Here is a 3166-nt window from a genome sequence, read left to right on the forward strand (position 1 = left end):
CCGAACAGCTTGATCACCTGGTTGACCAGCCCTGTGGACGGGGACAGGAAGATCAAGAGCATCCCGACGAGCACAACGGTGGACAAGAAATGCGGTGCATAGGTAACCGTTTGCACGAACTTTCTAAAGTACTTTTGCCGCACCTCGTTGATCATCAGAGCCAAAATTATCGGAGCCGGAAACCCTATCGCCAGCTGATACAAGCTGATGCCGATCGTGTTCTTAATCAAGCGCCAGAAGAAGTAGCTGTTGAAGAACCGCTCGAAGTGATCGAATCCGATCCAGGGGCTTCCCCAAATTCCTTTGGTCGCAATAAAGTTCTTGAACGCAATTTGCAATCCGTACATCGGAATGTATTCGAAGATAATAAAATAAGCGATTGCCGGAGCAATCAGGACATACAGCTCCCAGTTTCTCCGGTAGGGCTTAAGCGCCTTGGACAACCGGGAAGGCCGATGGAGCAGCGGACTTTCTTGCATCGTAGGTTTAGACAACGGTTGTTCACCTCTTTAAACGAAATATTAGGCAAGCTTAAACGGGAGCCCTAGGAGTGCTGGAAGATAATAGTTCTTTTTTCTAGCCCTACTATAGCTCATTAATCACTAAATAATAAGTACTTAGGACGAGATATTACGGGAAATTTACAATGCGGAAGTAGTGCTTATTTCCTGTAAATTTTTCAAGAATATGTTGATTATTGTCAAATTTTGTCGACATAATTTTACAAAAAAACGATGAGGCCTTTAGATAGAAACATGTGTAAGCAATGAATTCATTCACAGTCACATGCCCTCTCCACCGGGTTTTCTCATCGTCTCTACCCGAAAAAAATATTCCTGCAAAATGTTAACGCTTTCAAAATGAGTAAATTATACAGCACTGTTAACGCTTACATTATATGCAAGATATACAGTACTTGTTCTTCAGTTTAGGTTTTCCCGCTTAACAAACTCAATCCGGGCTAAGCTTGCTGCCTCCTTATTGAACTTATTGAACTCTAAGTTATTTTCATAATATCTGCACTTGCTTAGAATGTCAAACATAAATCTTAGATTTTATCCAAAAATCTGAAAATTTTTAGCATGAATTTGGTTAGGACACGCAAAAAAACCGTCGGATCCCTCAATTTGGAAAATCCGACGGGTTTTAACAGCTTTTTACAGAGGTTGTGCAGCTTCGTTATTGTTGCCGCTCAAGGTATCTGTCCAGAGACGCTTGATGGATATCCATGTAACGGTCTAAGCCCATGCGGTTCAACGTTTCCACATAGTTATCCCATTCGGAGAATGGAGTCTGCCCAGAAATAAATTTGGCACGCATTTCTACCGCATACGTATCGATATCGGAATGCAGAGCTGTATATTGGGTTGACTCTTCTGGAGTAAACGTAAATACCGGCCAAATTTCGTCAATCAGATAAGGCTTCAGTTTCTCAGCCGCTTCAATGGACTCAGGCAAAGATTCAGCACCCTTGAAGAAATCTTGGCGCACAATGCCCGGATAGCTTCCGCCCGGCCAGGTTACATACTTAACCAGCGCCTGCTCCAAAGTCAGTCCTTGTGGGTTGTTGCGGATCTCTTCGGTATATTCGAATTCACCGTTTTCTGTTACCTCGTAGCTTTCTCCCTCAAAGCCCATAAAGTACATTCTGGCGCCTTCGTCACCATAGAAATAATCCATCCAGCGAACGGTAGCTTCCGGATGTTCGTTTTTGTCAGTAATGACAAATGGGCCAGAGCCAACTAACGGGGAACGGATTTTAGTCGCCATTTTGTCGCCGAAAGGGCCCTCCAAAGCCGGAAGTCCTACAAAGGTGGTCATGCCCATCAATGTATCGGGGCTGGTTGTCAATACAGCACCATATACATTTTCGGCTCCTTTGGCAAAAAATTCATTAGCTGTATTCGTGAAAATTTCCGGTTCAATGAGCCCTTCCATAAAGAGCTTGTGCATAAACTCCAGTTGAGCCTTGAAGCGGTCCGATGTCGGAATATATCTAAGCTCGTTAGTCTCCGGGTCGATATCGAAGTTAATGTTCGCCGTACCACGATTCATCAACCCGAACCAGCCTTTAGTAGCATTAAGCAGATCCTCAATTTGGTAAGAACCGAGCGGGATTTCGTCCTGCTGGCCGTTGCCGTTCAGATCCGTATTTTTAACTGCTACGAGATAATTATAAAAGTCATCCACGGTTTGCGGTTCTTCCATACCCAAAGCTTCCAGCCATTCCTGGTTGTACCACAGCTTGGAACCGATCAACACCGAAGTAAAATCGGCATCATAAATGGTCGGCAATCCGTAGATATTGCCGTCTGGCATCGTCATCCCTGCACGGATGTCCGGATTTTCATCCAATATTTTCTTCAAATTTGGCGCATATTGATCAATCAGATCATTTAGCGGAATGAAAGTTCCTTCAGAACCATATTTAACCAGATCGTTATTCGTAAATCGTCCGGTGTAGAACACGTCCGGATAATCGCCGCCCGCCAAAGAGAGATTCTTTCTTTCATTCAGGCTGTCAAAAGGAACGAGCTGGAAATCGACTTTAATGTTGGTCATTTTTTCATACTCTTGCCAGAGCATCGTTTCGGCCCAGTTATTGGCGGTTGTAACTGATTTTCCAGTCAAAAACGTCAAATTAATGGGCTCGTCCACTATCGGAAACCCGGTTTCGTTGAAATTTGCCAATTCTTCCGGTGAAGAGTCTCCACCATTGCCAGTCGTGTCTCCTCCACTGCCGCATGCGGCCAGCACTCCGACAGACATAGCTGTCGTTAATACCGTCGCAGCCCATTTCTTTTTACTCATTTCTTTTATGACCTCCTAGATTTTCGCAAGATACATGGCAGCAAGCCTTTTATAGTCTCTTAGGCGAGCACCATGTATCCCTGTAAAGCGATATATTGTTACGCGGGACTTTAGCCTTTCAAAGCCCCGATCATAACCCCTTTAACGAAGTACTTCTGCAGGAATGGATAGAGCATCAAGATCGGCAGGTTCGCAAAGATGACGACGGCATACTTGATTGCTTCCACTTCCATCAATTTTTTGGCGAGCGAGTCGTCTGCCATATCGACCATGTCCGCCATCTGGCCCATAATTAATATTTCTCTCAACACCAGCTGTAGCGGATGCTTCGCTGAATCAGACAAATAAATCAAGG

The 3166-nt window shown here is 44.4% G+C and carries 1 protein-coding gene and 2 pseudogenes; all 3 read right to left on the reverse strand.

The window, feature by feature from the left end:
• Positions 1-479, reverse strand: a pseudogene (locus PSHG_RS30955) (sugar ABC transporter permease); the annotation flags it as partial.
• A 700-nt stretch (positions 480-1179) separates the two neighbouring features.
• A complete protein-coding gene (locus PSHG_RS20345; RefSeq protein WP_010276987.1) occupies positions 1180-2811 on the reverse strand; it encodes an extracellular solute-binding protein in 1632 nt (543 codons plus the stop codon).
• 110 nt (positions 2812-2921) lie between these two features.
• A pseudogene (locus tag PSHG_RS28480) lies at positions 2922-3166 on the reverse strand (carbohydrate ABC transporter permease); the annotation flags it as partial.

Source organism: Paenibacillus senegalensis JC66, assembly GCF_000285515.1.
GTDB classification, from domain to species: Bacteria; Bacillota; Bacilli; order Paenibacillales; family NBRC-103111; genus Paenibacillus_L; species Paenibacillus_L senegalensis.